The sequence below is a fragment of the Mycobacterium sp. NGS29 genome, assembly GCF_059812965.1.
The window spans coordinates 1-25,290 of the sequence record NZ_JCALDR010000012.1 but is presented as its reverse complement, the minus strand read 5'-3'; the positions used below and the strand labels follow the sequence as shown (position 1 = coordinate 25,290).

The 25,290-nt window shown below is 66.7% G+C and carries 25 protein-coding genes and 1 pseudogene; 17 read left to right on the top strand and 9 right to left on the bottom strand.

Annotated elements, in window-relative coordinates; all coding sequences use genetic code 11:
* Positions 1-69: 69 nt before the first annotated feature.
* Positions 70-1,587 (bottom strand): MutS-related protein, encoded by a 1,518-nt coding sequence (locus tag AC5Y5Z_RS16935; RefSeq protein ID WP_499926449.1) that lies wholly within the window; start codon positions 1,585-1,587, stop codon positions 70-72.
* Entirely contained in the window at positions 1,584-3,101 is a 1,518-nt protein-coding gene (locus AC5Y5Z_RS16930) for a MutS-related protein (protein WP_499926447.1), read from the bottom strand. Before AC5Y5Z_RS16930 ends, AC5Y5Z_RS16935 begins: the two co-directional genes overlap by 4 nt.
* Before the next feature lie 483 nt (positions 3,102-3,584).
* Here AC5Y5Z_RS16930 and AC5Y5Z_RS16925 point away from each other — a divergent pair, with 483 nt between their 5' ends.
* Positions 3,585-3,869, top strand: coding sequence for a GlsB/YeaQ/YmgE family stress response membrane protein (locus AC5Y5Z_RS16925; protein WP_463828483.1), 285 nt, complete (start codon positions 3,585-3,587; stop codon positions 3,867-3,869).
* A 114-nt stretch (positions 3,870-3,983) separates the two neighbouring features.
* Here the strand turns inward: AC5Y5Z_RS16925 and AC5Y5Z_RS16920 are convergent, their stop codons facing one another.
* Together AC5Y5Z_RS16920 and AC5Y5Z_RS16915 are read right to left on the bottom strand one after the other, a co-directional pair.
* Positions 3,984-4,634 carry a biliverdin-producing heme oxygenase gene (locus AC5Y5Z_RS16920; RefSeq protein WP_499926444.1) on the bottom strand — a complete coding sequence of 217 codons (651 nt, stop codon included), beginning with the start codon at positions 4,632-4,634 and terminating at the stop codon, positions 3,984-3,986.
* Positions 4,635-4,727: 93 nt separating this feature from the next.
* Positions 4,728-5,294, bottom strand: coding sequence for a TetR/AcrR family transcriptional regulator (locus tag AC5Y5Z_RS16915; RefSeq protein WP_499926442.1), 567 nt, complete (start codon positions 5,292-5,294; stop codon positions 4,728-4,730).
* 142 nt (positions 5,295-5,436) lie between these two features.
* Between AC5Y5Z_RS16915 and AC5Y5Z_RS16910 the strand changes: the two genes are divergently transcribed.
* From AC5Y5Z_RS16910 to AC5Y5Z_RS16900, 3 genes are read left to right on the top strand one after another with little or no spacing between them, the layout of a single operon-like run.
* The gene (locus tag AC5Y5Z_RS16910) at positions 5,437-6,030 is read left to right on the top strand and encodes a sensor domain-containing protein (protein WP_499926564.1); all 594 of its coding nucleotides are present in this window, start codon (positions 5,437-5,439) and stop codon (positions 6,028-6,030) included.
* A 53-nt stretch (positions 6,031-6,083) separates the two neighbouring features.
* Complete coding sequence (locus AC5Y5Z_RS16905) at positions 6,084-6,818, top strand: M15 family metallopeptidase (RefSeq protein ID WP_499919495.1); 735 nt, start codon at positions 6,084-6,086, stop codon at positions 6,816-6,818.
* Positions 6,819-6,830: 12 nt separating this feature from the next.
* Positions 6,831-7,643 carry a class I SAM-dependent methyltransferase gene (locus tag AC5Y5Z_RS16900; protein ID WP_499926440.1) on the top strand — a complete coding sequence of 271 codons (813 nt, stop codon included), beginning with the start codon at positions 6,831-6,833 and terminating at the stop codon, positions 7,641-7,643.
* A 15-nt stretch (positions 7,644-7,658) separates the two neighbouring features.
* Here AC5Y5Z_RS16900 and AC5Y5Z_RS16895 read toward each other — a convergent pair whose 3' ends face one another.
* Positions 7,659-8,339 (bottom strand): cutinase family protein, encoded by a 681-nt coding sequence (locus tag AC5Y5Z_RS16895; protein ID WP_499919498.1) that lies wholly within the window; start codon positions 8,337-8,339, stop codon positions 7,659-7,661.
* 462 nt (positions 8,340-8,801) lie between these two features.
* Between AC5Y5Z_RS16895 and AC5Y5Z_RS16890 the strand changes: the two genes are divergently transcribed.
* The 4 genes from AC5Y5Z_RS16890 to AC5Y5Z_RS16875 are packed head-to-tail and all read left to right on the top strand — an operon-like array spanning position 8,802 to position 12,786.
* On the top strand, positions 8,802-10,379 hold the full coding sequence (locus AC5Y5Z_RS16890) for a methylmalonyl-CoA mutase family protein (RefSeq protein WP_463828489.1): 1,578 nt from the start codon (positions 8,802-8,804) through the stop codon (positions 10,377-10,379).
* A complete protein-coding gene (locus AC5Y5Z_RS16885) occupies positions 10,380-10,817 on the top strand; it encodes a cobalamin-dependent protein (protein WP_499919500.1) in 438 nt (145 codons plus the stop codon). It abuts the gene before it with no gap.
* Positions 10,802-11,758 (top strand): LLM class F420-dependent oxidoreductase, encoded by a 957-nt coding sequence (locus AC5Y5Z_RS16880; protein ID WP_499919501.1) that lies wholly within the window; start codon positions 10,802-10,804, stop codon positions 11,756-11,758. The genes AC5Y5Z_RS16885 and AC5Y5Z_RS16880 overlap by 16 nt, the downstream gene beginning before the upstream one ends.
* On the top strand, positions 11,755-12,786 hold the full coding sequence (locus AC5Y5Z_RS16875; protein WP_499926437.1) for a CaiB/BaiF CoA transferase family protein: 1,032 nt from the start codon (positions 11,755-11,757) through the stop codon (positions 12,784-12,786). Before AC5Y5Z_RS16880 ends, AC5Y5Z_RS16875 begins: the two co-directional genes overlap by 4 nt.
* On the opposite strand, the gene AC5Y5Z_RS16870 is transcribed toward AC5Y5Z_RS16875, so the two are convergent.
* A complete protein-coding gene (locus AC5Y5Z_RS16870) occupies positions 12,783-13,097 on the bottom strand; it encodes a hypothetical protein (protein WP_499919504.1) in 315 nt (104 codons plus the stop codon). The genes AC5Y5Z_RS16875 and AC5Y5Z_RS16870 overlap by 4 nt on opposite strands.
* A gap of 18 nt (positions 13,098-13,115) precedes the next feature.
* A complete protein-coding gene (locus AC5Y5Z_RS16865) occupies positions 13,116-13,448 on the bottom strand; it encodes a 2Fe-2S iron-sulfur cluster-binding protein (RefSeq protein ID WP_499926435.1) in 333 nt (110 codons plus the stop codon).
* Positions 13,449-13,488: 40 nt separating this feature from the next.
* Here AC5Y5Z_RS16865 and AC5Y5Z_RS16860 point away from each other — a divergent pair, with 40 nt between their 5' ends.
* From AC5Y5Z_RS16860 to AC5Y5Z_RS16845, 4 genes are read left to right on the top strand one after another with little or no spacing between them, the layout of a single operon-like run.
* On the top strand, positions 13,489-14,901 hold the full coding sequence (locus AC5Y5Z_RS16860) for a class I adenylate-forming enzyme family protein (protein ID WP_499926433.1): 1,413 nt from the start codon (positions 13,489-13,491) through the stop codon (positions 14,899-14,901).
* A complete protein-coding gene (locus AC5Y5Z_RS16855) occupies positions 14,879-15,784 on the top strand; it encodes an acyl-CoA dehydrogenase family protein (protein WP_499926431.1) in 906 nt (301 codons plus the stop codon). Before AC5Y5Z_RS16860 ends, AC5Y5Z_RS16855 begins: the two co-directional genes overlap by 23 nt.
* Positions 15,771-16,859: an acyl-CoA dehydrogenase family protein gene (locus AC5Y5Z_RS16850; RefSeq protein WP_499926429.1), complete on the top strand. Its 1,089-nt coding sequence runs from the start codon at positions 15,771-15,773 to the stop codon at positions 16,857-16,859. Before AC5Y5Z_RS16855 ends, AC5Y5Z_RS16850 begins: the two co-directional genes overlap by 14 nt.
* Before the next feature lies 1 nt (position 16,860).
* The gene (locus AC5Y5Z_RS16845; protein WP_499926427.1) at positions 16,861-17,628 is read left to right on the top strand and encodes an enoyl-CoA hydratase/isomerase family protein; all 768 of its coding nucleotides are present in this window, start codon (positions 16,861-16,863) and stop codon (positions 17,626-17,628) included.
* Here AC5Y5Z_RS16845 and AC5Y5Z_RS16840 read toward each other — a convergent pair.
* Both AC5Y5Z_RS16840 and AC5Y5Z_RS16835 read right to left on the bottom strand, forming a co-directional pair.
* Entirely contained in the window at positions 17,625-18,431 is an 807-nt protein-coding gene (locus AC5Y5Z_RS16840) for a transglutaminase-like domain-containing protein (RefSeq protein WP_499926425.1), read from the bottom strand. The genes AC5Y5Z_RS16845 and AC5Y5Z_RS16840 overlap by 4 nt on opposite strands.
* A gap of 107 nt (positions 18,432-18,538) precedes the next feature.
* Positions 18,539-19,414, bottom strand: coding sequence for a proline iminopeptidase-family hydrolase (locus AC5Y5Z_RS16835; RefSeq protein WP_499926423.1), 876 nt, complete (start codon positions 19,412-19,414; stop codon positions 18,539-18,541).
* A gap of 134 nt (positions 19,415-19,548) precedes the next feature.
* On the opposite strand from AC5Y5Z_RS16835, the gene meaB reads away from it, so the two are divergent.
* The 5 genes and pseudogenes from meaB to AC5Y5Z_RS16810 form a co-directional block, all read left to right on the top strand.
* Entirely contained in the window at positions 19,549-20,424 is an 876-nt protein-coding gene (gene meaB / locus AC5Y5Z_RS16830; protein WP_463828500.1) for a methylmalonyl Co-A mutase-associated GTPase MeaB, read from the top strand.
* A 229-nt stretch (positions 20,425-20,653) separates the two neighbouring features.
* Positions 20,654-21,766, top strand: coding sequence for a PPE family protein (locus AC5Y5Z_RS16825; protein ID WP_499926420.1), 1,113 nt, complete (start codon positions 20,654-20,656; stop codon positions 21,764-21,766).
* A 93-nt stretch (positions 21,767-21,859) separates the two neighbouring features.
* Entirely contained in the window at positions 21,860-23,377 is a 1,518-nt protein-coding gene (locus tag AC5Y5Z_RS16820; RefSeq protein WP_499926418.1) for a glycosyltransferase, read from the top strand.
* 97 nt (positions 23,378-23,474) lie between these two features.
* Positions 23,475-24,716 (top strand): MFS transporter, encoded by a 1,242-nt coding sequence (locus AC5Y5Z_RS16815; RefSeq protein WP_499926562.1) that lies wholly within the window; start codon positions 23,475-23,477, stop codon positions 24,714-24,716.
* 13 nt (positions 24,717-24,729) lie between these two features.
* Positions 24,730-25,290, top strand: a pseudogene (locus AC5Y5Z_RS16810) (sensor histidine kinase); the annotation flags it as partial.

Sequence of the window (25,290 nt, the reverse complement as noted above, 5' to 3'; positions counted from 1 at the left end):
TGGATCGGTGGCTGAGTAGGCGGTGACGCCCACCCGTTGTGGCGCTCCCCGGTTGTGGTTGTTCGTCGTTCACAGCGTCCCGTCCCGAGAGATCCCGAAGATCCGCCGGAAAGAATCCTCGCCGTAGCTGGTGGCTTCGGGCCTGCCGGCGGTCAACCGGAACGTCCGCGAACCATCGGTGCGCCGCTCGGCCCGCAGAAACAGGTCAGTCGGATCCTGACGCGCGTACAGACTGTCCGCAAGGTCGTAGAGGTGGGTCACGAAGAACACCCTGACTCCGCTTTCGACCATGGCGTGCACGATGCCCCGCGCGATCTGAGATCCTTCGAGCTCGTTGGTCGAGGCGAACGACTCGTTGCACAGCAGCAGCGACCCCGGCCCCATGTGCTCGACCATCGCGCTGAGCCGGGCCAATTCCTCCTCGAGCTTGCCGTGCCGCAGGCTGGCATCCTCTTCCCGCTTGAAATGGGTGAAAACACCGTCGCGGACGTTGGCACTGAACGCCGCTGCGGCGACGAACATGCCCGCCTGCATCATCAACTGGGCGACACCCACGCTGCGCAAGAAAGTCGACTTACCGCCTTCATTGGCCCCGGTGATGACGATCAAGTTCTTGCCGTCGGCGTCGACGTCGTTTCCGGTGATTTTCCTCGTGGTGGTCAGACAGAGTGCAACGTCGCGCAGACCCCGGGTGTCGAATTTGACCGTCCCGATCGGTGCTGGCACCGGAACACACAGTGGCACAGACCGTTTCGTCAGCGCATCATGCAGATTCAGGCAGCCGAGGTAGAACGCCAGTTCCAGCCGCAGGCGTCCGAAGAACGTCTGGAAATGTTCGGCTGCCTGGGTGACCACGCTGGCGACGTCGTTGACTGCCTGACCGGCCAGCTTGTCCAGCGCTTGCTCCCCGGCCATGTCCTCCTTGTCGACGACGAATCCGTACCCGTCGCGGGAACCTCCGAGCGGCCTGCCCCACCGATTGCGCTGGGGCGGTTGGTGTAATTCGTGGTGTTCTCCTCGGTTGCCGAGTCCGAGCCGGGCGCTGAGCAACACCCCGCGGGGCAGATTCAATTCGGCCAGGTATTCCTCGAACCGCTCGAGATAGTCGTCGGGCATCAGTTCGGCGAGCATCGCGAAGAACTGCCCGAACCCGGCCGAACGGAACCGACCGGCTGATGCGTCGGCCAGACCACGCAGCCCTCTGAACGTGGTGACGAGCAGTTCCAGGATCCGGACCGAGCGGCGCAGCATCAACGCGGGGTCGCCTGAACTGAGACCGCCGAGAAACACCTTGTGTCGCAGCTCGATTCCTTCAACGGCGGAGGCGATGTCGTACATCTTCTGCACCACACCGCGATTGGCCAGGCAGTCAGCGAGCACCTGTTGGCGGTACCGGATGACCTCCGGCTCGCTCACGCTCCATGGGACCACCTTCTTGGCGGTTTCCAGCAGAAAGGGATCGCCGGCTGCCATTGCGTCGTAGAGTCTGCCCAGCTCCAGGTCTTCTTCGGTGAGAATGCTGAGCCGCCAGGGCAATCGGGCCTTGAGGTCGAAATCCGACTCGGGATGAAGCAGGCGGACTTTCACCGGCCGATCCTCTGTCGCAGGGCCTGGTGGGTGAGTCCGTACTTGTTCGCCAGCGCGGCGGCGTAGGCCAAACCGTCCGCGGGTCGACGGGTGAACTTGAACGTCCGCCGCGCGGGGTCGTCGGGTGCAACCTCGCCCACCATGCTGACGCACGCGCGATCCACGCTGGCCAGCTGATCGAGGAAACTGACATAGACTGCAGTGCAACGTATTTCCACAATGCGCCGAACAACCTTCGTAGCGATCAGCAGAGCATCGTTGAGGGCTGTGGAGGCGAAGCTCTCGTTCAGGATGACCAGACTGGTGGCGGTGGCACTCGACAGGATCTCGTGGATCCGGACCAGTTCGTCCTCGAGTTTGCCGTGCAGGGTCGTCAGGCTCTCCTGTCGTTCGAAGTGCGTGTAGATCGTGTCGGGCACCGTGAACCTGGCATGTGCGGCGGGTACCGGGCAGCCGAGGGAGGCAAGATAGGCGCACTGGCCGATGGTCCGGGCGAAGGTGGTCTTGCCGCCCTGATTGGGACCGGTGATGACCAGCACCCGTTCGGCCTCCGAGAACCGGAAATCGTTTCCCACCAACGGATGATCCGACTTGATCGCCAACGCGAGGTCGACGGCGTCGTCGGCGGCCAGCACCCCCGGCTCGGCGGTGACCTCGGGGTAGCTGAAGCGCAGGCCGGCTGCGGACATGCGACGCACGAAGGTCAGATAGTAGAGATAGAACCGAATTTCGTGGTCGAACCGGATCACGGTGGACTCGGTGAAGCCGGTGTTACGGCGGCAGAATTCCGCAAGCTGTTTGAATGCGTTCGGGTAGAGCTTCGCGACGCACTCGAGGATCTGCCGTTCAACGTGGTTCATGTCGGCCGAGTCCCGATGGGTGACGTGGTAATCGATCGCTTCTTCGGTCGCGAATCGCTCGAATGTCGCCACCGCGTCGGGACTGTAATCGGTTTGGCCGGAATATTTTTCGACGTGCACGCGGCGGTCTTGGATATGCACGGTGTAACGAACGTCATGCAACGCAGCCCGGACCGTCGAGGTATCGGCCAGCAGGCTCTGGAAGGTGTCGCTGTCGACGTATTCGGTTAAGTAGGAACAGAACTCGGACAATCCGCGAGAGGTCGGTGCTACTCGGCCGAGTGCCTGGCGCAGTGTCGCCACGGTTTCGCAGTAAGTCTGCACCGCGTAGATGAACCATCCTTGCCGCTGCAACGGATGTCGGAGTCCCCTCGCCTGCTCACGCCGGTGCCGCATCGTTCGCAGGCCGTTGACGAAATCCGTGATGGGCTGGCGAATGCGCTCGTCCTGCAGATCCCGGAACACCTGATGGCGGTGCTCGATGGCGGCGACATCGGGCAGCGGTTGGCGAAAGTATCGATCGACGTCGTCGGCGTGCCCCGCGTTGATGGCCGTGATGATTTCGTCGAGGTGCAGATCGGAGAGGCATTCGGGCGCCGCGTCTGCTCCCGTTGCGGCATCACCCGCTGGGAACAGGATGCTGAAGCGGGCCATCGAGCCCCCTTCGGTCGTGAGCATTGAGGTCGGTGCGGAACGTGGGCCCGCGTCAGCTCAGTCTACGACCGGCGGCAGCTGCAACTAGCTGGCCAAACCCGACCAGACAGGTCCTTGGGTGACCAGATCGGCGCCACCGGCCCCGGCCCACGTCGACTCCCTCGCCATCGTGGGGATCAAAGGGGCTCCGAAAATGTTGTTCCCGGAGAACACTTCTCCGGGGCAGCAGAACGCGCATAGAGCCGGTTTGAGCGTCGGATAACCGCACGCCGGGCAGACATGGGATGTCATGCGCGCTGCCTCCCTAGTGGACGTCTGTGGAACGAATCGCGTTTACCCCTCCTGAGGGTGTTCAAACCCTTCTGGCGCAACGGTTGCCGGACGAATCAACCGAATCAACATGCGTGTTATAAGCGGCTCGGTTCGGGGAACTCGCGTGTCAGGAGGTGCTCAACAGGAGCGCCGCTGTGCACAGGAGTTGAAATGATCGGAACTATTCTCATGGCCCTGGTTGTCGGCGCCATCATCGGTCTCGTGGCACGGCTGGTGATGCCGGGCCGGCAGAACGTCGGGTTGCTCATGACCGTGCTGCTCGGCGCTGCCGGCGGACTGCTCGGGTCCGTGGTGGCGAGCCAGTTCGGTTACCACAACGCCAACGGGGGAATCGCCTGGATTCCGTTCTTCATCGGTGTGGGCCTGGCCATCGTCTTCATTGCTGTCTACGAAGCCCTGACCGGTCGCCGTACCCGCACCGGCATGTTCCGCTAGTTCAAAAGTCCCCGGCCGCAACTCATTTGCCGTGGGACCGAATGGATGACGAGCGTAACGCTGCGGCGAAAAGTTGAGGGGAAATTTCGCCGCAGCGTTACGCTCGCATCCGTTTCAGCGTCGGTAGGCGGATAGATTTTGCGCCAGCTCCGCGAACAACGCCTGATTCAGGTTGAAGGCGATTTTCACTTCGTCCACCGCGCGACCGATTTCGTCGGTGTCGAGTCCGAGCCGGTCGAGGCGGGCGCGGTAGGCGTCCTTGTACGGCTTCGGCCGCATCGGAAACTTGTAGAACGACAGGCCGGCGCCATCCAGATCGAAGGTGCGGTTGAGAATCTTGCCGATGGCCTGTCCGCCGGACAGATCGCCGAGGTAGCGGGTGTAGTGGTGGGCCACCAGTTCGCCGCCCCACGAGGCGTCGGCCAACCGGTCGCGGTAGGCGCGCGCAGCGGGGGAGTCGACGTCGTGGCCCGCGCCCGGCGCCCAGTACTGCAGGTCCGTGTCGATAGCCTCGAGCCGCTCCAGCGCGGGATCGTAGACGGCAGCCACCAGTGGGTCTTCCCGGTGACTCCGCACCGCCCGCTCCAGGGCTTCGTAGATCATCCGCAACCGCAGCAGGTAGTCGGCGTAACCCTGACGGTTGACGCGGCCGGCGAGCAGTTCGGACACGTAGGGCGAGTGCTCGGCGGCCTCGTGCTCGGCGGTCGAACCTTCCTTCATCGCGACCGAGAAGGGTCGGACGGCCTCGGCGGTGCTGACTGACACGTTCTGCTCCCGGTACTCGGCTACTGCTCCAACGGCTCTGACAACATGTCAAAATGATGCTGACAATCTGTCAGAAACATAACACAAGCCGCACTACGGTGTCGCTCCCAGCGCGCGCAGTACGAATCGCTCAATAGCGGCGGTCGGCAGGTCGCGCGGCGCCAGACAGGCGTGCAGCAACGACATGGTGGCAGCTTCGTCCTCCACCACGAACTGGCCGGAACGAACTCCGTCGGCCAGGATTTCGCGCAACACGTCTTCGATGGCCACCACGTGCTCGCGGATGGCGCGCATGGTCTCCTGCGACAGCGCGCCGTAGAGCTGCGGCCCGAGACCCATGTGGAATTGCTCACCCGCACCGAGCTGATGGCGCGCGTAGATCCTGAGCCGCTCGGCCGGGTCGTCGACATCGGCCAACTCGGCGCGCAGCCCGTCGATGTAACGGCTTGTCTCGTGCGACGCGAATGCCACGACAACGGCTTCCTTGTCGGCGAAGTGGTGGTAGATCGCGGTGCGCCCGATGTCCGCGGCGGCGGCCAGCTTAGCCATCGTGATCGCGTCGAAACTGTGCTCGGCCATCAACGTGGCGAACGCCTCGAACACACGTCGTTGCACCTGCTCGCGGTGCTCCTCCACCGACGAAGCGCTGATCTTGGGCACACGCGACTCTAACTCCCGCGTGCGCCGCCGAGCGTGTGACGCACTCGCCCGTAGGATGACCAGTGGGCCGCGACCGGGGAGGGTGGATTTGCTCAGACCACGAACCGCGCGCGGTGGCCGGCATCTGATCGTCACCTGCGTGATGGTCGCGCTGACGGCGTGTTCGTCGCACAGCACGTCGGCCAAACCCACCACCAAGCCGGGCTCGCGCGCCGATTCGCTGATCGTCAGCATCGAAGAAGTTCGTCGCATCGCCAACTACGAGGAACTCACCGCGCACGCGCACGCCGACCTGCACCAGCCACCACCGAGCGACCTCAACGCGCCGGCGCCGTGCCGAGCCGCGGGCATCAGCGACGTCACCTTCGGTTCCGGCTGGTCGGAGTTCCGCAGCGCGGGCTACCACGGCATCACCGATGACCTCAAACCAGGCCCGCCCGCACTGATCCAAACGGTCAGCCAGGCCGTAGCGGTGTATCCCGACTCCAGCATGGCGCGCGGTGTCCTGCACCAGCTAGAGACGTCGTTGCAGGCCTGCGCCGACTTGCACGACCCCCGCTACCAATTCACCCTCGACCGGCCCGACGGCGCGACGGTGCGGATCAGCGCCAACGCGTGGAGCCACCTCTACCGGGAGAAGTCCTCGGTGCTGATGTCGGTCGGTGTGGTGGGGCTGGAACCCGCCGCCCAGATCGCACAGGTCATCCTGCAAACGGCGACCGATCGCATCGGTTGAGACCCGCGCGCCGGCTCCCCGTTTCCGGGGTCGCGACCCGCGACAATGAAGCAATGCGTCGAACAGTGCAGTTCCAGCTGATCGTGGCCATCGTGTGCCTGGTGGCCGGGTGCGGTGCGCCATCGTACGGCGCCTCGGTGCGACCGGTGGGCACCACGATTCCGCTCAGCCCTGGCGTGCCTCCGGTGAGTCCCGAGGCGGCCGCGGCCGGACTCGTCGACGTGCGCAGCATCGTGGGCGACGCAGTGATCGATCTGCGATACGCCACCACCGACAACTTCACCCACACGCAGCTGTACCCCCCGGGCGCCCGTTGCCTGGTGCACCACACCATGGCGCCCGGGCTCGAAGCGGCCGCCAATTCGCTGCGCCCAGCCGGGCAACTGCTGGTCTTCTGGGATTGCTACCGGCCGCACGAGGTTCAGGCCAGGTTGTATCAAGCGGTGCCCAACCCGGCGTGGGTGGCCCGTCCCGGCCCGTACGCCACCAGCCATGAGGCCGGACGGTCGGTGGACGTCACCTTCACCACCACCCAGCAACCGTGTCCGACAGTACGGCGGGCGGCGCAGTTCTGCGTGGCTGACATGGGCACCGATTTCGACGACTTCACCGCGCGGGCAACGGCTTTCGCGACCAAAGATGTCAGTCCCACCGCGCAGGCGAACCGGTCCCGGCTGCGGGATGCGATGAAGTACGGTGGGCTGCAGGTGTATTCCGGTGAATGGTGGCACTTCGACGGCCCCGGGGCCGGGGTGCAGCGGCCGATTCTCGATGCCCCGGTCGACTGAACGGACCACTTCATGAACGAGGAACCCCAGGCGATCTACACCCACGGACACCACGAGTCGGTGCTACGCGGACACCGGCGACGTACCGCGGCGGACTCCGCCGGCTACCTGCTGCCGCACTTGCGGCCGGGCCTGTCGCTTCTCGATATCGGCTGTGGCCCAGGCACTATCACCGCAGACCTCGCGCTGCGGGTCGCGCCCGGCGCAGTGACCGCCGTCGAGCAGACCGAACAGGCGCTGGGCCTGGCGCGCACCGAGGTCCAGTCGCGCGGCCTGCGCAACGTGTCGTTCACCACCTCCGACGTGCATGCGCTCGACCTGCCCGACGACGCGTTCGACGTCGTGCATGCCCACCAGGTGCTGCAGCACGTCGCGGACCCGGTGCAGGCGCTGCGCGAGATGAAGCGGGTGTGCGCACCGGGTGGGATCGTCGCCGCTCGGGACGCCGATTACGCCGGGTTCATCTGGTACCCGCGTCTGGCGCCGCTGGACCGCTGGCTGGACCTGTACACACGCGCCGCCCGCGCCAATGGCGGCGAACCGGATGCGGGCCGCCACCTGCTGTCCTGGGCTCGCCAAGCCGGCTTTGACGACATCACGCCGACCGGCAGCCTGTGGTGCTACGCAACCGACGAAGCTCGGCGCTGGTGGGGTGGCATGTGGGCCGATCGGATTCTGCACTCGGATCTCGCCCGTCAGCTGGTCGAGTCAGGCCTGGCCGTCAGCGCCGAGCTCGACGAGATATCGGCGACCTGGCGGGCGTGGGCCGCGCACCCGGATGGCTGGTTCGCCATCCCCAACGGGGAAATACTGTGCCGCGCATGATGGTGCGCGGACTGCTCAGCGAGACAGGATCGCGTTGCGGGTGAAATCGGCGGCTTGGTTGGCCATGCCGTTGTCCCGATAGGTGCTGTGCGCGGCGCGGTCCCGGCCGCCGGGGAAGCACACCGGATCGCCGTCCGCGCACAGTTGCAGCGTTTTGGCCGTGTACAGCGGACCGATCGCGATCGGCGGAGCGCTGCGGTCGACAATGCTCAAGAATCCGTCCGACGGGGCCGCGAACAGTACGACCGCGGCGACCTTGGACGCGACGGCGGGCGGCATCGGCCCGGTCCCGTCGGGCAGCGCCACGCCGTCCGGGACGGAGTCGGCCGTGGTGTATGCGGCGACGGCCGCACCTTGGGAGTAACCGCCGAGCACGATCTTGGTGTTCGGGCAATTCGCGGCCGTGGTCTCGACCTTGCTGCTCGCGTCGGCAACACCGTCGACCGCCCTGGCGAAGTCCAGCGACGCGGGATAGTTGACCGGGTCGACGGCGACGTTCTTGCCCACCAGCCGAGCGTTGAGGGCATCGACGAACGCCTGTCCGGTAGCGCCGACGCCGGGAGCCTCGAAGGTCCCGCGCGCGAACACCACACTGACATCGGGACATCCCGGATCAGCGCCGGCGCGGGCCGGCTCGCCGAACGGCGACATGAGTGCGGCTACGGCGCCGACGATCACGGCCAGCCTGGGTGCCATCCGCCGAAGGGAAGGGTTTCCGGTGCGGCGCAAAGTCAGCTCTTTTCCGTTGATTTGGGGGCTCCGCCGATACGAACTCGCGTCGGGAGCGGTTTGTTCCGCGCCCGTGATTTCCGGGGCGATGTGCTGAGCGTAAAACACAGGTTGAATTGGCGCTGCCGGCAGCGGCCCGCGGCCGGGGCGCGCCATAGCTGCGCTCGAAGCGCATTTCCGCACTTGATCGGCGATGACAGGCGCCGCCGGGACCGGACTTCGGCCCCGCCGCGATGTGCTGATGTTCACACATCCGCAGCCGCGGAATCGCTGGCTCGGTGCGGCGAGCGGACAACTTCGAGCCGACCACCCTGCTGGGCCCGAATAGCCGGGGCCGTGTGGCCCCAGACGCTGCTGGCGCGGCACCGTTTCAGCAGGTCAACACTATGGTATTGGCATTCTCTTTTTTTGCAAGTACGTTATTCACCGATGGATAACGCAGCCCACACCCCATCAGGCATACCGCTGGCCCCGGTGTATGGCCCGCAGGACCGCGGCACCGAGCCCCCGCCTCCGGGTGAGTTCCCGTTCACCCGGGGTAACTTCGCGTCCGGATACCGCGGCAAGCTGTGGACTTTCCGGCAGTACTCCGGTTTCGGCACCGCTGAGGAATCCAATCGTCGCTACCGCTACCTGCTGGACCAGGGCGGTACCGGTCTCTCGGTCGCGCTCGACCTGCCGACTCAGTGTGGCTATGACTCCGACGATCCTGATTTCGGTGAGGAAGTGGGCCGGGTCGGGGTCGCGGTCGACACCCTCGCCGACTTCGAGATCCTGTTCGACGGGATCCCGCTGGACAAGCTGAGCACCAGCATGACGATCAACGGCACGGCGGCGATTCTGCTGGCCTTCTACGTTGCGGCCGCGGAGAAGAAAGGCATACCGCGCGCCAAGCTCACCGGCACCATCCAGAACGACATCCTCAAGGAATACGCCTCGCGGGGAACTTGGATCTGGCCGCCGGAGCCGTCGCTGCGGCTGATCGCCGACACCATCGAGTTCTGCGCGGCCGAAGTCCCGCGTTTCAACGCGATCTCAGTGGCCGGCGCCCACTTCCGTGACGCCGGCGCCACCGCGGTACAGGAGATGGCCTTCACCCTTGCCGATGGGGTCACCTACTGCGACACCGTGGTGGAGCGCGGCCGGATGAGTATCGACGAATTCGCGCCGCAGATCTCGTTCTTCTTCTACACCCACGGCGACTTCTTCGAAGAGGTCGCGAAATACCGTGCGGGACGCCGACGTTGGGCCACGATCGTGCGGGAGCGGTACGGGTCGACCAAGGACAAGGCGTCGATGTTCCGGTTCGGCTGTGTCTGCGGCGGTGCGTCGTTGTACGGTCCGCAGGCCCAGAACAACGTGGTGCGGGTGGCCTACGAGGCGATGGCGGCGGTCCTGGGCGGTGTTCAGTCCATGTTCACCGCGGCCTGGGACGAACCCTTCGCGCTGCCCTCCGAGGACTCCACCACGCTGGCCCTGCGCACCCAGCAGATCCTCGCCTACGAGACCGGCGTCGCGCAGGTCGCCGACCCACTGGGTGGCTCCTACTTCGTCGAAGCACTCACCGACGCCACCGAGACCCGCATCATCGAAATCATGGCCGACCTCGAACAGCACGGCGGCATGGTCAGCGCGATCGAGGACGGCTACCTGCAGGGGCTGATCGCCGACGAGGCTTACCGGATACATCAGGACATCGAGAGTGGCGCCAAACCGGTGGTGGGGGTCAACCGATTCGTCTCCGAGGAACCCGAACCGGATATCGACACCTACGAACTCGACGCCGAGGGCCGCGACCTGCAGCTCAAGCGGCTGGCCCAGGTGAAAGCCGAAAGAGACAGCGGCGCAGTGGAATCCACCCTGGCTGCGCTGGCCCGCGGCGCCGAAGGAGACGACAACCTGATGCACCGGCTGATCGACTGCGCCAACGCCTACTGCACGGTCGGTGAGATGGTCGCCACGCTCAAGGCGGTCTGGGGCGAATTCCAGCAGCCGGTGGTGTTCTAGATGGCCGCCCGCATACTGGTCGCCAAACCCGGTCTGGACGGACACGATCGTGGCGCCAAGATCGTCGCCCGTACCCTGCGCGACGCCGGCTTCGAGGTCATCTACACCGGTATCCGGCAGCGCATCGAGGACATCGCGTCGATCGCGGTTCAGGAAGACGTCGCCGTCGTCGGCTTGAGCATCCTGTCCGGAGCCCACCTGACGCTGACCGCCCGAACGATCGCAGCGCTGCGCGCGGCCGATGCGGCTGACATCGCGGTCGTGGTCGGTGGAACCATCCCGCACGCCGACGTGCCCAAGTTGCTGGAAGCCGGTGCCGCAGCGGTGTTTCCGACCGGCACACCGCTGGACGCGTTGGTGCGCGAGATTCGCACGCTGACCGGAACACCCGAACCGGCTGCCCAGACGGCACAGGAGGAACCGTGCGTGTCGGAGTGATGATCGGCGCCGAGCGTGGCGACATGTCCCGCAAGGTGACCAAGCTGGTCGCCGACATCGAATGGGCCGAATCGGCGGGTCTGGACACGGCCTGGATGCCGCAGGTTCCCGACGACTTCGACTGCTTGACCATGGTGTCGCTGATGGCCGCCCACAGCTCACGCATCGAGCTGGGGACGGCGGTGGTGCCGCTGCAAGCTCAACATCCCATTGCTCTTGCCCGTCAGGCACTCTCGATACACGCGGTGGCCGGGGGGAGGCTGGCGCTGGGTGTCGGACCGTCGCACCACTGGATCATCCGGGACATGCTCGGGCTGCCCTACGAGAAGCCGGCCGCCTACACCCGCGACTATCTCGAGGTACTCAACGCCGCCGTCGCCGGACCGGGACCGGTTGACGTACAGAACGATTCGTTCACAGTGCACAACCCGCTGGCGATCGGAGCCGATACCCCGATGCCGGTGCTGGTCGCCGCACTGGGTCCGGTGATGCTGCAACTGGCCGGTGAGCATGCCGACGGCACCGTGTTGTGGATGGCCGACGAGCGTGCGATCGGTGACCACATCGCACCGAAGATCACCAAGGCCGCCGCGGATGCCGGCCGCCCGGCGCCGCGGATCATCGCGGGTATCCCGGTATGTCTTTGTGCGGCATCCGAAGTCGACACGGCCCGGGAACGGGCCAACCGCATCCTGGGGGAAGCTGAAGTCTCGCCCAACTATCAGCGGCTACTCGAACGCGGTGATGCCCGCGACGTCGGTGACCTGTGCGCGGCCGGCGACCCCGAGCAAATTCTCTCCCGGATGCGGGGATTCGCCGACGCCGGGGTGACGGATCTGTCGGTGCGGCTGCTGCCGATCGGTGACACCCGCGAGGAACTCATTGCTTCCAAGCGACGCACGCGGGAGATGATCGCCGAACTCGCCCGGGAGTTGCGGTGAGCAGTGCCGGTCCGCTGGCCGGCATTCGGATACTCGAGGTCGGCACCATGCTGGCCGGACCGTACGCCACCATGTTGCTGGCCGACCTGGGCGCCGACGTCACCAAGATCGAGCCGCGCGGCGGGGAGATCTCCCGGGGGGTCTCCGACAGCTATTTCGCCAGCCTCAACCGCAACAAGTCCAGCATCTGTCTGGACCTCAATTCGCAAGGCGGACAACAACGCTTAGGCAGACTGGTTGCCGACGCCCACGCGCTGCTGGTGAATCTGAAGCCGTCGGCGATCCGGCGGCTGGGATTGACCTACGAGACGCTACGGCAGCACAACGAAAAGATCGTCTGCGTGGCCATCACCGGATTCGGACTCGACGGCGGAGACGACCCGGCCTTCGACTACGTGGTGCAGGCCGGAGTCGGTATCGCCGCGCTGACCGGCGATCCGCAAGGCCCACCGACCCTGCCGGGATATTCTTCGGCGGACAATTCCACCGGCATGACCGCTGCGCTCGGACTATTGGCCAAGATCATCTCGGGCAGCGGTGGTCAGGTGGACGTGTCTTTGCGCGATGTGATGTTCTCGCAGCTGAACTATCACGCTGCCGCCTACCTCAATGACGGTGTCGTTCCTCAGCGCCGGCCCTACGGTGCGCACTCGTATTATGTTCCCGCACAGCTCTTCCCGACTTCCGATGGGTTCCTGGCACTGTTCATCACCCACGACGGTTTCTGGAAATCCTTTGCCTCCGAGGCAGGTATCGGCGGCTTCGAGACGATGGCCGAGCGGGTATCCCGGCGCGACGAGGTGCTGGCGGTCGTGACGGCGATGCTGGCGACCGACACTGCCGTCAGCTGGGAGCAGCGGCTGCGTCCCCTCGGGGTGCCGGCCGCGGCGGTGCGGACGCTGCCCGAAGCGCTGGAGGCGACACCGGAAGTTGTTGTCCAGGCTGGAGATTCGCGCTTGGTGGGCAGTCCGATTCGGGTGTCCGGTTACGAACCGGACTACCGGCCGCCGCCGAAGCTGCCCGATTAGTCCGACGGAGGGTGGTCGGTGATCACCTCGAGCAATCGCGGTATCGGCGGCGGATCGAGTTGCAGCGCACTGGACATGGTCAGCTTGGCAGTGCTCATGCCCTGCAATATGGCCGGCAGGTCGTCACCCTCGATCTCGTACAGCGCGACGTACGGCCCGTCACCGTCGACCGGGCGTAACCGGCGTGCCGAGATGATGCCGTCGAGCGCCACGAGTTCGCCCAGGTGCACCTCGTCGTACCAGGTGTTGTACTCCTGCTCGCGGTCCGGCGCACTGGGGTAGGTCTCGACGTAGATGATCCCTCTGGCCATGTGCCGCCTCCCTGGTTGCTACTCGTAGTGCACGGTGATCGGTGCCGCGTCCGGCACGGCCTGGCAGGTCAGAATGTAGCCGTCCTCGACCTCGTCGTCGTCGAGGGCGTCGTTGATCCGCATCGTCGCGGTGCCTTCGGTGAGGTGCGCCATGCACGTCCCGCAGTTGCCGGCCTCGCAGTTGAACGGCGGTTCGAGCCCGGCTCGTCGCGCGCTTTCCAGCAGCGTCTCGCCGGGGACCAACGGCACCGACACCTTCTTGCGGTCGAGGTGAATCGTCACCATGCCGGCCTCCGTCACGCGCACCTCCCTGCACTTTGTATTCTTCACTATAGAGAATAGTATTCTCATTAGACGATAGGGTCTTCTCAGACGGTTGGAGGATCGAGACGTGACCGAGCCGGCCGCGCTCGCGTTCGAGGACCGGCAATACAGCCTGTCTGACCTCGACGCGCTGACCGACGGACTGGCTGCCACGCTGCGGAAGCGGAACGTCCACGCGGGTCAGCGGGTCGCGGTGATGGCGTCCAACCGGCCCGAGTTCTTCATCGCCCTGCAGGCGATCTGGCGGCTGGGGGCCACGGCGGTGCTACTCAGCCCGGCCTGGAAGCGGGCCGAGGTCGAGCACGCCCTCGCGCTGACCGACCCGGCCCATGCGATCGGGGACAACCCGGTGCTGGCCGGTCTGATGCCGATGCTGCACCTGGACGAACCGGTCGGTCCCGGTGCACCGGGGGGTGCCGGGTCGGCGCCCGGCGATGCGGTCCTGGTGTTCAGTTCCGGCACCACGGGATTGCCGAAGGCGGTGCGACACACCCATGCTTCGCTGGACGCTGCGGTGCAGCACTGGCGCGAAGCGCTGCAGCTGACCGGTCGCGACCGGATCCAGGTCGCCACCCCGCCGTCCCACATTCTGGGCCTGTTGAACATCCTGACCGCATTGCGCACCGGGACATGGTTGCGGCTGCACCGCCGATTCGACATCGACCGGATGCTGCGGCACATCGAATCCGATCGCATCACCGTCGAAATGGCCGTCGCCCCCATTGCATTGGCCATCGCCTCCCATCCCGGCCTCGAGTCCTACGACCTGTCGTCACTGCGTTACATCATGTGGGGTGCCACACCGGTGACGGCCAGCATCGCTGAAACCGTCACCCGACGCACCGGCATCAGCTGGGTCCCCGCCTACGGCACCACCGAGCTTCCGGTCATCGCCTGCAACCCCGTCGTCGGATCGCGGCTGGACTCGGTCGGCCGGGCGGTGTCCGGCGTGCAACTGCGGGTGGTCTGCCCGGACACCGGCGAGCCCGTCGGCCCGGGTGACGTCGGCGAGATCCAGGCGCGGTCGAATTCGATGATGGCGGGCTACCTGCCGGCCGAGGCGACCGCCGAAGTGCTCAGTGACGGTTGGTATCGCACCGGGGACGTCGGCGCGCTGGACGATGGCGGCTGGCTGCGCATCACCGACCGTCTCAAAGAGATGATCAAGGTACGCGGATTCCAGATCGCACCGGTCGAGATCGAGACCGTGTTGCACGGTCATCCCGCCGTCCACGACTGCGCGGTGTTCGGTGTGCCCGACGGTGTCAACGGCGAAGCTGTGGTGGCGGCCGTGACCACCCACGCGGCCGGCCAAAGCACCGCGCTCGCAGCCGAACTCGCTGAACGCGTCGAAGCGGAACTGGCGTCCTACAAACGATTGAGCCGGGTTGTGTTCGTGCCCGATATTCCCCGCCTGCCCTCGGGCAAGGTGCTCCGCAGAGTGCTCAAGGAGAGCTATGGATGTACGTCTGACAGCTGAACAACAGCAACTACGTGACGCCGCCGCCAAGATGGCCGACGACCTGGGCGCCGGGGCGGTACAGGACCTGGCCGACCAGAGCCGAATCAGCAGACTGGACAAGCAGATTGACCTGACCGGATGGCGATCGCTGCGCTCGGATGAGGCCTCTGGGGTCGAAGTGGCCATCGTCGCAGAGGAATTCGGCCGCCGGTTGGTCGACGCACCCTTCCTGGGGCCGGTGCTCGCCGGCGACCTGGCCCGCCACCTCGATGCCGACGTCGGACCGGTGACCATCGCGGTGGACGATCGCGCCGTCGACGCGCGCGGCTATCAGCGGGCGTTGCTGCTCTCCGGCACCACGGTCTCGGTCGTCGATCTCGGCGGCGACGACGGTGGTGCCGATCTGACCCGGACGTGTGCGTCGATTGCCGGATCCCCGACGCCGCTGGGGGAGGTGTCCGCGGAGGCCGCCGGCCGATGGCGGGCACTTGCCTTGGTGGCCACGGCCGCCGACCTGGTCGGAGCCGCCCGCGGCGCGCACGCCACCGCCTGTGACTACGCCAAGCTGCGGGAGCAGTACGGCAAACCGATCGGGTCGTATCAGGCCGTCGCCCACCTGCTGGCCGAAAGCCTGGCGCTGATCGAAGGTTCGGTGAGCGTGCTACGCCACGCGGCATGGGCGGTCGACGAACTCGACCCCGCCGAAGCGATCCGGGCCGCGCAGGTGGCCAAGGTCTACTGCGCCAGGGCCGCCCGCACCGTCTGCGAGACCGCGATACAGGTGCACGGTGGCATCGGCAACACCTGGGAATGCCTGGTGCACGTGTACCTGCGCCGGGCGCTGACGTCGACCGAGCTGTGGCCGGTCACCCTGAAGGAGGTCGGTCGTGGACTTTCGTGATTCGCCGCAGGAGGCCGAGTTCCGCAACCGGCTGCGGTCCTGGCTTTCGTTGCACGCCAAGGAGTTCGGCGGGTCGGGCGACGAGTACTGGGCCCGGCAGGCCGACTGGCACCGCGCGTTGTACGAAGAGGGTTTCTTCGGTCTGTCGTGGCCGCGCGAGTACGGCGGCCGGGAGTTGCCGCCGGTGTACGACGTCATCGTCGACGAGGAGCTGGCCCGCGCCGGTGCTCCGCCACGGCCCAGCGTCGGCTACCTGGTCATCGGCATCGGCCGGCACGGCAGCGACGAACTGCGGCAACGCTTCGTGCCCGGCATCATCAACGGCACCGAGCGCTGGTGCCAGGGGTTCAGCGAGCCGGGTGCCGGTTCGGACCTGGCGTCGTTGACCACTACCGCCACCCGCGAAGGCGACGAGTACGTGATCAACGGGCACAAGATCTGGACCAGTTACTCCGACGTCGCCGACTGGTGTCTGCTGCTGGCGCGAACCGACCCCGCCGCCAAGCGGCACCGCGGCCTGTCGGCTTTCATCGTTTCGATGAAACAGCCTGGTGTACAACAACGTCCGCTGCGCATGATCAACGGCGTCACCAACGAATTCGGCCAGGTGACTTTCGACGGTGCCCGGGTCCCGGCGGACCGCATGGTGGGTGCCCCCGGCGATGGGTGGGCAGTGGCCATGACCGTCGTCGGGCACGAACGCGAACCGTCCACCCTGGGTTACGCGGCCCGGTACAACAAACTGGTCGCGCAACTGGTGGCGCGCAGCGACGGTGAGGTCGACGACGACGTGGCATGGGCAGCTGTCCAGGCGCAGATGCTCACCCACCACGTGCGGCGGCGGCTGTCCGAACAACTCGACGGCGTGTCGCACGGACCTGAGGGCTCGCTGGATAAGCTCTTGATGACCTGGGTGGAACAATCCGTCGGACATGCGGCGCTGGCCGTCGGCGGCACCCGCGATCCGGACCTGCTCAGTGCCTACCTGTACAGCCGCGCGCAAAGCGTGATGGGCGGCACCTCGCAGATACAGAAGAACATCATCGCCTCGCGAATCCTGGGACTGGGAGTCTGAAATGTACGACATGCCAAGCGAAATCGATGTGCGCGCCGACGGTCCGCTGCGGATCATCACGCTCAACCGTCCCGATGACCTCAATGCGGTCAACGACAATTTGCACGTCGGGCTGGCGCGGTTGTGGCAGCGACTGACCGACGACCCCACGGCGCGTGCGGCGGTGCTCACCGGCGCCGGTAAAGCATTTTCGGCCGGTGGCGACTTCGCCTACCTCACGGAGCTGGCCGAGGACGCCGACCTGCGCGCCAAGACAATTCGGGACGGACGCGAAATCGTGCTGGGTATGGCACGGTGCCGGATCCCGGTGGTCGCGGCGGTCAACGGACCCGCCGTCGGGTTGGGGTGCAGCCTGGTCGCGTTGAGCGACATCGTCTACATCGCCCCGCACGCGTTCCTGGCCGACCCGCACGTGCAGGTGGGATTGGTGGCCGCCGACGGTGGGCCGCTGACCTGGCCGCTGCACATCAGTCTGCTGTTGGCCAAGGAATATGCCTTGACCGGCACCAGGATTCGCGCCCAAAGGGCGGTCGAGCTGGGCCTGGCCAACCATGTGGTCGAGGACCCGGTGGCCGAAGCGGTGGCGTGCGCCACACGCATCCTCGAGTTGCCGCAGCAGGCTGTGGAGAGCACCAAGCGGGTGCTCAACATCCACCTGGAGCGTGCGGTGCTGGCCAGCATCGACTACGCGCTGTCGGCCGAGCACCAGTCGTTTGTGACCGAGGACTTCCGGTCGATCGTCAGCAAGCTGAACGCGGGCAAGAACTAGCCGAGCGAGACCAGGTCCTCGACCGAGTCGCGCGGCAGGTCGTCGCTGCTGATCGCGGTGACGACCATGTTGGTCAGGTCGATCCCGCCGCCGTGGTTGTCCAGGAAGGCGGTGTCGGCCGCGTCCCGGCCCGTGGCGATGCGCAGCATGGTCTGGCGCGGCGCCAGGCACGTCGCGTCCACTACCCGCCACTGTCCGTCGATCAGCGCTTCGGCCACGGCGTGGAAGTCCATCGGGTCACACCCGGGCGCGTACACCGAGACCAGTCGGGCGGGCACGTTGACAGCGCGCAGCAGCGCGATCACCAGGTGCGCGTAGTCGCGGCACACGCCGGCACCGGCCAGCAGCGTGTCGGTCGCTCCGTCGATCGGATCGCTGGAGCCCGGAACATACTGCAGCCGCGTCCCCACCCACGACGACACCTTCTCCAGCAGTGTCACGGACTGGTTCGTGTACTGACCGAACTCGGTGGCGGCGAATCCGAAGAACTTGTCCGCCTCGGCGTAGCGGCTCGGCCGCAGGTAGGTCGAGACTTCGATCTCCTTGACCGGAAGTGGCTCGGCACGTCCGACGACGGTGGCCTGGTACTCGACGTTGAGCTCACCGGCGCCGAGGTCGGCGGTGTGGATGCGGGTGCCGTATTCGCCGTTGATCTCACGCAGCGAGACGGGTTTCCCCTCCAGGGTCGCGGTCAGCGACTCGTTCACGTCCAGGCCCGGCAGCCGAGCGACCGCGATCTGGAATTCCAGCGCGGTGGGTTCAGAAATACCGACCTGCAGACTTGCCGCAACCTCACGCTTCATCGACGCGCCCCCCTTGTTTCGATTCCGTCGCAACTTCATGGCGTGCAGCCAATCATGCGTGGCCTATACCCGCACCTCGGCACTTCACGCACACCCGGGAGCTTTTGTCAGCAGTCGTGCTGCCGGAGAAACTCCCGCATCACCCTATCGAACCGAGTCGGCTCCTCGATGAATGGCAGATGAGCGCTGTTCTCGAAGAACTCATAGCGCGAACCGGGGATGCGCTCGTGCATCTCGCGCATGTGGTCGGGCGAGCATTCGTCGAACCGGCCCGCCAGCAGCAGTGTCGGCACTGTGATCTCGCTGAGCCGATCGAGCACATCCCAATCGCGGATGGTCCCGACGATATGAAAGTCGCTGGGGCCGAACATTGTTTCGAAGATTTCGGTGCCCATGTTCTGGAAAGCCCGATAGAGATCTTTCGGCCACGGCAGGCGGCGGCACAGGAAGGTTTCGTTCCAGGTGGTGACGGCGGCCCGGTACTCGGCCGAATCGGTGGTACCGGCCGCCTCGTGACGATCGATGGCGTCCCGGGTGGCAGGGTCCAGCTCGCTCTTGAGCCGTGCGACGTTGGCGGCGAACGCAGGGATGGAGGCGGCGCTGTTGGAGATGGTGAAGCTGACGGCGCTGCAGGCGATGTCCAGCAGGTACTGCTGCGCCAGCATCGCGCCCCAGGAATTGCCGAAGATGTGAAAGTCGTTGAGACCGAGAGCCGTTACCACCGCATCCAGTTCGGCCACGGACCGCTGCATGGTCCACAGGTCGGGGTTCGACGGTCGCTCGGAGTTGCCGCAACCGAGTTGATCCCAGAAGATCACCTCGCGGTCGTCGGCCAGCCGCTGCAACGAATTCAGGTAGTAGTGCGGCAACCCCGGGCCGCCGTGCACGACGAGCAACGGTCGACCGGAGGCTGTCTCGTTGGACGGGCCCACCCGCTTCGCCCACACCGTGCCGCCCGGCACCGCGATCCTCGACTCGGTCACCGGCAGCCTCCTTCGGGACGGGCACCCAGGATCGCACGGAGCACCCCGGCGGCGCGCGGGCAACCTTGCAACTCGTACTCTCTAACTGAGAGAATAGTGTTCTCATTTGGCGCGGAAGGGCGTAGCGCACCACCATGGACGTATCCGATCTGATCGGCAAGGCCCGCAACGGATCTCCACGTGCCGCGGGCCGGTTGCTGAGCCTGGTCGAAAGCGAGCGCCGCGACGAGGTATTGGCCGGCATCGGCGCGGCACAGCCGGTCCGGGTCATCGGCATCACCGGCCCGCCGGGTGCGGGTAAGTCGACGACCATCGGCGCGTTGGTCGGTGCATACCGGCAGCGCGAATGCCGGGTCGCGGTGTTGGCCGTGGACCCGTCGTCACCGTTCAGCGGAGGCGCACTGCTGGGCGACCGGATCCGAATGACCGCGCACATCAACGATTCCGACGTGCTGATCCGCTCGGTCGCCAGTCGCGGTCACCTCGGGGGCCTGGCCGCGGCCGTGCCTGCCGCCATCGCGCTGCTCGGGGCGATCGGCTACGACGTGGTGCTCGCCGAAACCGTCGGGGTGGGACAGTCCGAGATCGAGATCGCTGCGGTGGCCGATCCGACCATCGTCATCCTGAACCCCGGGGCCGGCGACGCGGTGCAGGCCGCGAAAGCCGGCGTGCTGGAGGTCGCTGACATCGTGGTGGTGAACAAGGCCGACCGCGAGGGTGCCGAGCAGACCGTGCGGGACCTGCGCGCGGAGACCAAAGCTCCGATCGTGAGCCTGGTCGCTGCCCGGGGCGAGGGTCTGACCGAACTGGTGGACGCGATCGACGCTCACCATCGCGCCGACAACCGCGCCCGTCGGCTGGCCCGCGCCCGGGCGCAGATCCTCTCGCTGGCGCAGACCAGGTTGCGTGCCCGCACCGACCTCGATCGGCTCGCCGAGTCGGTGGTCGACGGCCACGACGATCCCTATGCCGCGGCCGAACGGTTGCTGTCGCCCCAGCAACAGGATTGAACCTGCGGGGCCTGCCCTCCCACGATCGGGGGACATCCCGATTCAACCGGCGGGTGGCCGCTCACCGGACAGACAGCAACACCGCCGGGCGGCACGCTGAACGCCATGTCGCCAATCGTGCCGCACCAGTCCTACCTGTTGATCTCGGCCGCAGGAAACCGAGGGTCGGTCGACACCACGATGACCGCCGGCAACGCCGCAGCGGATCGCTGAAAGCGCACGGCAGCAGATGGTTTACGGGGCATTGCCGCCGGAGGTCAACTCCGGGCGGATGTACGCAGGGCCAGGTGCCGGATCGATGCTGACGGCCGCCGCCGCCTGGGACGAGCTCGCGGTCGAATTGAGAGTCACGGCAACAGCTTTCGAATCGGTGATCACCGATCTGGTCAGCGGTCCCTTCCTGGGGGCCGCGGCCACCGCCATGGTTGCCGCTGCCACACCGTATGCGGCCTGGCTCGATGCGACTGCCGCGCAGGCCGAGGCGACCGCCGGCCAGGCCAAAGCCGCCGTCGCCGCCTACGAGACCGCCTACGCGATGACGGTGCATCCCGCCCAGGTGGCGGCCAATCGCGCGCAGCTGGCCACCCTGGTCGCCACCAATTACCTGGGTCAGAACATGCCGGCGATCGCGCTCACCGAGACCCGGTACGGCGAGATGTGGGCACAGGACGCAGCCGCCATGTACGGCTACGCCGCCGCCTCGGCCGCCGCCGCCCGGTTGACCCCGTTCGCCGAGCCGCCGCAAGTCGTCAACCCGGCCGGGGTGGCGAGTCAGACAACCGGGGCGGTGGCCGCCGCCGGAAGCGTCGTGACGGTGTTGACCCAACTGGGTTCGATCGGCGACACCGTGCTGCCCGGGTGGATCACCGATCTGGACACCCTGATGAGCATCTTCGGCACGCCGTTCTTCGTGTGCACGTCTTCGGCCGGCCTGATGATGTCGATGATGTCGACGATCAACGGCCTGTTCCCCGCGGTCGCAGGCGTCGGCGGTCAGATCGCGGCATCGGTGGGATCCGCTGCGGCAAACGCACTGGGTGCTGTCTCGGCCTCGTCGGTAGGCGCAGCCGGATCGGTGTCCGCGGCGCTCGGTGAAGCCTCGTCGGTGGGGGCGCTGTCGGTCCCGCGAGCCTGGGCCGCATCGGCACCGACCCTGAGCCACGCCGCGGTGGGGGCGCTGCCGGGCACGGTCAGCGGAGTCGCACCGTTGATGGGTTCGGCTGCTCCGGAACTGCTGGGCGGGCTGCCGGTGGGGGCCGGCTCCGGACGCGCCCAGGCGGCCGGAGTCGCGATCCAGGACGGAATCGCACCGCTGCGAGTGCTCCCCTCGCTGGTCGGATAGCCGTGGTGTCCCCCGATCGTCCGACCGGCCTCCGCCCCCGCACGGCCCGATCGGTGGAGTTGCCGAAATGTGATCGTCAATACCGTTCCAGGCGTGACGACAATCGCCCCGCTCGCAGTCCCCGCTCACCCGCCCACAACCTTGGCTGATCTGCACTTGCGGCCGGCCCCACTGCAGGACCAGGTCTTCACCGAGTGTGCGACCGAAGTCGCGCACACCATCCTGCACGACTTCGCCGAGACTCATCCGCAGATGTCCGCTCGGCATGGAATCCTGTTGTGGCAGAAACGTTTTGCCCAGACTGTCGGGGCAGCGTGCGTCGTCGCTGCGGTGGTCGCGCCGTCGGCACTGCTGATCACCCTGCTGGCGGTCACCTCGCTGATTGTGGCGGTGTCGGTCGCCGTCGCGATCGCAGGTCGGCGACGCTGCGCGGATCGGGCCCGTCAACCCGGTCCGGTGCTGACCGACGAACAGCTACCCAGTTACACCGTGCTGGTTCCGGCCTACCGCGAGGAAGAGGTCATCGGCGATCTGGTCGGATGCCTGGCCAAGCTGAACTACCCGGCCGAGCGGCTCGAGGTCCTGTTCCTGGTCGAACGGACCGACGTCGAGACCCAGGCGGCGATCGCCGCCGCGCAGCCGCCGTCGCACATGCGCGTGCTGCAGGTGCCGCCCGGGCCGCCGCGCACCAAACCGCGCTCGTGCAACGCCGGCCTACTGGTTGCCAAGGGCGAGTTGCTGGTGATCTTCGACGCGGAGGACCGTCCCGAGCCCGACCAACTCCGCCGAACCGCGGCGGTCTTCGCCGACGATAATGCCGAACTCGCCTGTGTCCAAGCGGTTTTGCAGACCAGCAACGTCGAGACCAGCCTCCTGGCGCACTGCTTCGGGGTGGAGTATGCGCGCCGCTTCCGCATGACGGTGCCGGGTCTGGCCGCCCTGGGTGCGCCGTTTCCACTCGGTGGCACCAGCAACCACTTCCGCACGGAGGTGCTGCGCAGGGTGGGCGGCTGGGACGCCTGGAATGTCTCCGAAGACGCTGATCTGGGGATGCGCCTGCACGCGTTGGGCTACCGGTCGGATGTCGTCGACTCGGTCACCTACGGCGATGCACCGGACCGGTTGCGTGACTGGATCTCCCAGCGCACCCGCTGGCACAAGGGGTTTCTGCTCACCGGGCTGGTCCACACTCGGTCGCCCCGCGACGCGATGCGACGGTTCGGTCCCCGCGGGCTGCTGACCCTGCTGATCTTCGTGTTCGGCATGCCGGTCCAATTCCTGGCGCAGACAATGATTTTCGGGCTCGGCGTCGCCGACATGCTCGGCTACGGGGGGCTGGTGCAGGTCGAGGCCGATCCCTTGCTGATCGGTGGGGTGCAGGCGGTGAGCACGCTGGCCTGGCTTCTCACCACCTACCTGGCGTACGGCGAACGCCGCAGGAGCCACCTCCGCGCGATCCTTGCGCTGCCGCTGTACTGGATCGCGCACTGGGTGGCGGCATGGCGGGCGCTCTATCAACTGGTCACCGCCCCGTTCCTGTGGGAGAAGACCGCTCACCGCGGCTCCGTCCCGGCCCCGCAGCCCGCGGTGCCGCAGGCCCTGGCGGCCTGATGTCCCCCGATCGGCGGACAGGCGGTCAACCCGTTGTCGGGCCGATCGGAGGTACTGCGGCCGCGTTGCACTTTCTACCGTCAGTTACGTGAGCACAGTGGCGGTCGAGGACCGGATCCCCAGCGTCGCGCAGCAGACCCACACCGAAGATCATTCGACGGTGATCTGGCTGCTGCTGGGCGGGAACCTGGTGGTTCGTTCGGCCGGATTCGCCTACCCGTTCATGGCCTACCACGTCGCGGGCCGCGGTTACGCCGCAGGCGCTGTCGGTGCTGTGCTGGCGGCCTACGGCGTCGGCTGGGCGGCAGGCCAACTGCTGTGCGGCCGCCTGATCGACCGCATCGGTACCCGAACCACGCTGGTGTCCACCATGTCGGTCGCGGCCACGGTGCTCGTCGTGCTGGCCGGGGCCCACGACTTGGCGACGCTGCTGCTCGGGGCCGCGGTCGCCGGCCTGGTCTGCGATGCTCCGCGCCTGGTGCTGGGCGCCGCCATCACCGAGTTGGTGACAGATCCGCAGCGGCGGGCGCGGTTGGACAGCTGGCGTTACGGGTGGGTCCTCAACGTGGGTGCCGCCATCACCGGTGGCATCGGTGGTCTGACCGCCGACTGGTGTGGCACTCCCGTGCTGTACTGGGTCAACGCCCTGGCCTGCGCGGCCTTCGCACTGGTGTCGGCCCGATGCATCCCGGCCGGCACCCGTCGCCCGACCGACTCGCCACCCGGGCCGAGCAGCTACCGGCAGGCGTTCTCGGACCGCCGCCTGCTGCTGTTGTTCGCATCCAGCCTGGCCAGCCTGACCGCACTGATGGGCATCTTCGCCGCGGTGCCGATGCTGATGGCCGAGTCGGGTCTGGGGGCCGGCGCCTACGGGTGCGTGCAACTCGTCAACGCAGTGGCGGTCATCGCGTTCACCCCGTTGATCACGCCCTGGCTGAGCGCGCAGCTCGCCGCCGGCCCGCGACTGGACATCCTGGCCGGCGCGGGTGCCTGGGTGACGGTCTGCATGGGCGTCTCGGCGCTGGCCCACACCACGCTGGCGTTCAGCGTGACCGCGATCGCGTGCTCGCCCGGTGAGATCATCTGGTTCGTGGTGGCCGCCGGCGTCGTGCACCGCATCGCGCCGGCCGCGAACCGGGGTCTCTATCAAGGGATCTGGTCGATGACCACCGCGATCGCCTCGGTCGTCGCGCCGGTCCTGGTCGCGTGCAGTCTGCCCCTCGGGGGGCGCGCCACGCTCGCGGTCGCGACACTGGCCATCGGTTTGCTCGGCGCCGCACTGTGCAAACCGCTGGCGGCCGTTGTGACCGGCGCCGGCTGCCCGCGGGTGCTGTCCTGAGTACGGTGTTCCGGTGGCGATCGCCAGTGACACAGAAATGGACCGGGTGCGCAACATCCACCGGTTGCGCTCCTATCGTGTTGTCGCCGTGCTCCGGGTCGGTGTCCTGGCCTTCGTGATCGGCGCCATGGTGGTGGCCACCCCCCGCTCCGAATGGAGAGGGCAAATCACCCTGGTGATGCTGTACGCCTTCGCCACCGTGTGCGCCCTGATCTTGGCTTTCACGCCGTTTCGGCGCCTGGGGATGAGCCGGTTCGCCGAGCTGAGCCGACTGGAGCCGTTCGTCTTCATCGCCATCGACGTGGTGGTGCTGACCGCGCTGCAGTTGCTGTCCAGCGACGGAATCTATCCGTTGCTGATCATGATCCTGCTGCCGGTGCTGGTGGGCGTGGACATGTCGACCCGCCGGGCGGCGGTGGTGCTGGCCTTCACCCTGGTCGGGTTCGTGTTCGCCGGAATTCAGGACCACGTGCAGAAGCGGGCGATCGGCTGGCCCGACACCGCGTTTCTGTTCGGGCTCTATGGATTTCTGTGCGCGGCGGCGCTGGTGATGGTGCGTATCGAAGAACTGCAT